This is a genomic window from Kitasatospora sp. NPDC054795 (genome assembly GCF_053611565.1).
In genome coordinates, this window is record NZ_JBSHAP010000261.1 from 1 (window position 1) to 4,343 (window position 4,343).

A 4,343-nucleotide genomic window follows, 5' to 3' on the forward strand; every position below is an offset into this window, starting at 1 on the left:
CGGCCGCGCGGGGCCACCCCGACCCCCGGCCGCCCGGGCCCATCCGCCCCACCCGCCACCGCGCACCCGGCGGACCGGTGTGCCCCCCGCCCCCCCACGAGTACCCGTACTCGTGCGGGGCCGCGGCGCGCGGGCGGACGGGGGTTCCGCCGTGCGTCCGGGCGGTGGCGGCAGGCCGTCAGGCCGTCGGTGCGGTGGCGTCGGGCTCGGCGGGCCGGAGCGGCGAACCGTCCAGGAGCGCCCGGGCCGGGCGCACCGCGCCGACCGGTTCGCCGTGTCCGAGGACGGGGACGACGGCCAGTTCGGCGAGGGTGTCGTCGGTGTCCACCGGGGCGCCGAGCCGTCGCAGCGCGGCGGCCAGCACCACGGGACGGGCCCGGGTGGAGCCGTCCGCGATCTTGAGCGCGACGGCGGAGCCGTCGGGGAGCGCCAGGGCGTAGACCCCTTCCGCGCCGTCCTTGGCGACCGAGCCGGGAAGCGCGCGCATCAGGCGGGTCACGTCCCGACCGGTCCCGCCGACGTACTCGGCGTGCTGGTTCATCGCCCGGGCGACCCGCCGTTCCGGGGATCCGGCGGGGCCGGTCGCCAGTGCGGCGAAGGCCCGGGCCAGGCCGCGGTAGCCGATGGCGAACAGGGGGGCTCCGCAGCCGTCCACGCCGGTCGCGGCGACCTTCTCGCCGGCCAAGTCCTCGACGGTGTCGCGCAGGGCCCGCTGCAGGGGATGGCCGGGGTCGAGGTAGGTGGCCGTGTCCCAGCCGTTGGCGACGCAGGTGGCGAGCATCGCGGCGTGCTTGCCCGAGCAGTTCATCGTCAGCGCGGTGGGGCCGCCGCCGGCCGCCAGGTGGTCCCGCAGTGCGGCTTCCCCGATGGGCAGCGCGGCCGTGCACCGCAGAGCGCCGGTGTCGAGGCCGGCGCCCCCGAGGATCTCGCGGACGCCGTCGAGGTGGAAGGCCTCGCCGGAGTGGCTGGCGCAGGCCAGGGCCAGCAGTTCGCCGTCCAGGTCGAGCCCGGCCCGCAGCATGCCGAGGGCCTGGAGCGGCTTGTTGGACGACCGGGGGTACATCGGGCGGTCGGTCTCGCCGACGCTCAGCACCGTCCGCCCGTCAGGATCGAGCGCGAGGACCGTCCCGTGGTGCACCGACTCCAGGAAGTCACCTCGCCACACCTCCGCCACCATCGCGTGCACAGCGCATTCCCCATTCCTCGGCCCCACGGCCGAAAGGACGACTCGAAGTGTCAACAGTTATCACTTTAACGTGGTCCGCGCCGATGCCCCCGCCGGGTGCTGACATACTCGGACGCGGCCCTGTGCCACCTCGGCCGCCGACGCCACGGCGCTCCGGCCCATCACCCCGGGCACACCCCCCGACCTGGCCGGACGACAGCGGCGGCCAGTCCCGAACGGACGGACACCACCCATGTCAGAGACCCTCCGGCGCGGCCTGGCGGGCCAGCTCGTGGGCACGCTCCGCGAGCGCGTCCTCACCGGCGAGATCCCGTCCGGAACCCGGATCAACGAGGTGGAGGTCGCCCGCGAGCTGGGCATCAGCAGGGGGCCGCTGCGCGAGGCCATCCGGCAGCTCGTCAGCGAGGGCCTGCTCGTGCACGTGCCCAACAAGGGCGCCGTCGTCTTCGAGGCCGGCCCGCGGGAGGTCGAGGCCCTCTTCGAGCTGCGGTCCGCGCTGGAGACCGCCGCCGCGCGCCTGGCCGCCGAGCGGCGCGACCGCAAGGACGTCACGGCCCTGCGCCGGGCGTGCGAACAGTCGAGGAAGCTGATGACCGGGGGCCGCCGGTTCGCCCACCGCAGCAGTCTCGACTTCCATCAGGCGCTGCTCGACGCGGCCCGCAGCCCCCGGATCGCCGAACAGGTGGAGCGCGTGCACCAGCAGATCGCGGTGCTCCGCAGCCGGCACAACGTGCCGGCCTCGCACACCGAGGCCTCGATAACCGACCACGAGCACCTCGCGGAGGCCGTCGCCGAGGGCCGGGCCGACCGCGCCGCCGAAGTGATGGCCCGCCACCTCGACCGGGTCCGGGAGCAGATGATCGCGCACATGACGGAGCAGTGACGCCCAGCTGCCCACGGGCGACGGGCGACGGCCTCGGGTCGGGCCGGGCTACCGCGCCGCGACCGGCTCCCCGCTGTCCTGGTCGAGGTTGAACACCCGCCGGTAGGAGTCGGTCACCACGGTGATCTGCTCCCGCCCGGTCCAGCTCGCCTCCACCAGCCGGGCGTCGCTCTGGTCCCTGCCGACGTCCGCCAGCGACCAGCGCCGGGCCGACCAGCCCTCACCGCTCTCCAGCAGCACCTGCCAGTGATCGCCGGACTCCGGCCCGGTGGCGTACGAGCGGTGCACTACCACCAGGGCGCGCTCGGCCCCGGCCGGGGCGTCCTCCCGGCTGCGGGTCTCGGCCGCCGACACCTTGTGCGCGGCCACCACGCCGAGCAGGAACACCACTCCGGCGGTCACCGTGACGGTCCGGGTGGCCGTCCGCACCGCGGCCCGCAGGTTGCCCAGCCAGGCGGCCGCGATCAGCGCCGCCAGCGCGCCGCCGAGCAGCAGCTCCGGCCGGTTGAACAGGTCGGCCACCAGCATCCGCCCGCCCGAGCGGCTCTCCCACTGCCCCTCGGTGTAGAGCAGCACGGCGGCCAGCCCGCCGGCCGCCAGCAGCCGGACCAGGACGCGCCTGGACCGGGACGTGCGTCGGTTCGTCGTCCCCCGGTTCATCGTCCCTCCGCCCCCGTTCCCGGTTCCCCCGTGGTCGCGGTCACAGCTCGGCGAGCAGCTTCCGGCCCTCCGGCCAGTCGCCCAGTCCGGAGTCGGAGTTGAGGTGCCCGTACGCGCCCGGCTCGACGTACCGGGCGCCCCAGGCGGCGGCGAACGCGCGGGCCCGCTCGGGGGAGACCCACGGGTCGTCGGTCGAGGAGACCACCACGGCCGGGAACGGCAGGGGTTCCAGCGCCACCGGGCGGAATCCCAGCAGCTCCGGGACCTCGGCGGTGTCGACGTCCGCCGGGGCCACCAGCAGTGCGCCCCGGACGGCGGCGGTCCGCCCGGCGGCGGCGGTGGCCGCCCAGTGGGCCGCCGTGACGCAGCCCAGGCTGTGGGCGACCAGTACCACCGGGCCCCGGGCGGCGGCCGCGGCCACCGCCGCGTCCACCCGGGCCACCCAGTCCGTCCGCTCCGGGTGGTCCCAGTCCGCCTGTTCGACCCGGCGGAAGGAGTCCGGCTCGGCCGCCTCCCAGCGGGTCTGCCAGTGCTCGGGGCCGGAGTTCTGGTAGCCGGGCAGGACGAGATAGGTGGTGCGGTCGGGCATGGGCTTCTCCGGGAGGGGGACGGTCGTGGGCAGCAGGATTCTAGGACCCGGGCCGCCGGCCTCCGCAGCCGGGCGCCCCACCGGCGTGCACTCCCCGCAGCCGGCGCGCGCACGTCCGCATACGCCGTTGCGCGCCCGGTGCGCCCCGTTGCCAACGGTGACCCCGGTACGGGAGGTTGGACCGGGCCCGGGCCGGCTGCCACCGCCCGGCGCCCGTACCCGACCTGAGGCTCGACCACGTGGAGGGATGTCGGCGATGACATCGAAGATCCTGCTCGTCACCGGGGACGCCGCCGAGTCACTGGAGGTGTTCTACCCGTACCAGCGGCTGCGCGAGGAGGGCTACCAGGTCGACATCGCGGCCCCGACGAAGAAGCGCCTCCAGTTCGTGGTGCACGACTTCGTCGAGGGGTTCGACACCTACACCGAGAAGCCCGGCTACACCTGGCCCGCCGACGTGGCCCTCGCCGACGTCGACCCGGCCGACTACGTGGCCCTGGTCATCCCCGGCGGCCGCGCCCCCGAGTACCTGCGCAACGACCCGGACGTGCAGCGGATCGCGCAGCACTTCTTCGCCGAGGACAAGCCCGTCGCCCAGATCTGCCACGGCCCGCTGATCACCGCCGCCGCCGGCGTGCTGAACGGCCGCCGCACCTCGGCCTACCCGGCACTGGCCCCCGACATCAAGGCGGCGGGCGCCGAGTTCGTGGACGGCGAGGCCGTGGTGGACGGCACGGTCGTCTCAGCCCGCGCCTGGCCCGACCACCCGGGGTGGCTGCGCGCCTTCGTCGAGGTCCTGCGCACCAAGGCGCCGCTCGCCTGACGCGCGCCCCGGAGCCGTTCCCGCCGGCGTTCCCGGAGCCGTACCCGGAGCCGTCTCGGGGTACGGCTCCGGGGCCGTTCCGGGTTCGCTCCGGGTCGGACCCCGCCCCCAGGCCGAGGACCGGCGGCGGAAGTCCTGGCAGAGTGTCAGAAGTCGGGGCCCGCGCTCCGGTTGACGACCCTGCCACGACCCAGACCAGGGA

The 4,343-nt window shown here is 75.5% G+C and carries 5 protein-coding genes; 2 read left to right on the plus strand and 3 right to left on the minus strand.

Annotated features, from left to right (window positions below; genetic code table 11):
• Window positions 1–178: 178 nt before the first annotated feature.
• Entirely contained in the window at window positions 179–1,177 is a 999-nt protein-coding gene (locus ACWGJO_RS41130) for an asparaginase (RefSeq protein ID WP_452190903.1), read from the minus strand.
• A gap of 241 nt (window positions 1,178–1,418) precedes the next feature.
• Between ACWGJO_RS41130 and ACWGJO_RS41135 the strand changes: the two genes are divergently transcribed.
• The gene (locus ACWGJO_RS41135) at window positions 1,419–2,069 is read left to right on the plus strand and encodes a GntR family transcriptional regulator (protein WP_452190900.1); all 651 of its coding nucleotides are present in this window, start codon (window positions 1,419–1,421) and stop codon (window positions 2,067–2,069) included.
• Between the two features lie 48 nt (window positions 2,070–2,117).
• Here the strand turns inward: ACWGJO_RS41135 and ACWGJO_RS41140 are convergent, their stop codons facing one another.
• Window positions 2,118–2,729, minus strand: a complete 612-nt coding sequence (locus tag ACWGJO_RS41140; protein WP_452190901.1) for a hypothetical protein — start codon at window positions 2,727–2,729, stop codon at window positions 2,118–2,120.
• A 40-nt stretch (window positions 2,730–2,769) separates the two neighbouring features.
• Complete coding sequence (locus tag ACWGJO_RS41145; protein ID WP_452190902.1) at window positions 2,770–3,318, minus strand: RBBP9/YdeN family alpha/beta hydrolase; 549 nt, start codon at window positions 3,316–3,318, stop codon at window positions 2,770–2,772.
• Between the two features lie 256 nt (window positions 3,319–3,574).
• On the opposite strand from ACWGJO_RS41145, the gene ACWGJO_RS41150 reads away from it, so the two are divergent.
• A complete protein-coding gene (locus ACWGJO_RS41150) occupies window positions 3,575–4,141 on the plus strand; it encodes a DJ-1/PfpI family protein (RefSeq protein ID WP_359912504.1) in 567 nt (188 codons plus the stop codon).
• Window positions 4,142–4,343 lie beyond the last annotated feature (202 nt).

What these genes read in the sequence shown, in the direction of transcription:
- ACWGJO_RS41130 (WP_452190903.1), bottom strand. Translation starts at nt 1,177, where the DNA reads ATGGTGGCGGAGGTGTGGCGAGGTGACTTCCTGGAGTCGGTGCACCAC.
- ACWGJO_RS41135 (WP_452190900.1), top strand. Translation starts at nt 1,419, where the DNA reads ATGTCAGAGACCCTCCGGCGCGGCCTGGCGGGCCAGCTCGTGGGCACG.
- ACWGJO_RS41140 (WP_452190901.1), bottom strand. Translation starts at nt 2,729, where the DNA reads ATGAACCGGGGGACGACGAACCGACGCACGTCCCGGTCCAGGCGCGTC.
- ACWGJO_RS41145 (WP_452190902.1), bottom strand. Translation starts at nt 3,318, where the DNA reads ATGCCCGACCGCACCACCTATCTCGTCCTGCCCGGCTACCAGAACTCC.
- ACWGJO_RS41150 (WP_359912504.1), top strand. Translation starts at nt 3,575, where the DNA reads ATGACATCGAAGATCCTGCTCGTCACCGGGGACGCCGCCGAGTCACTG.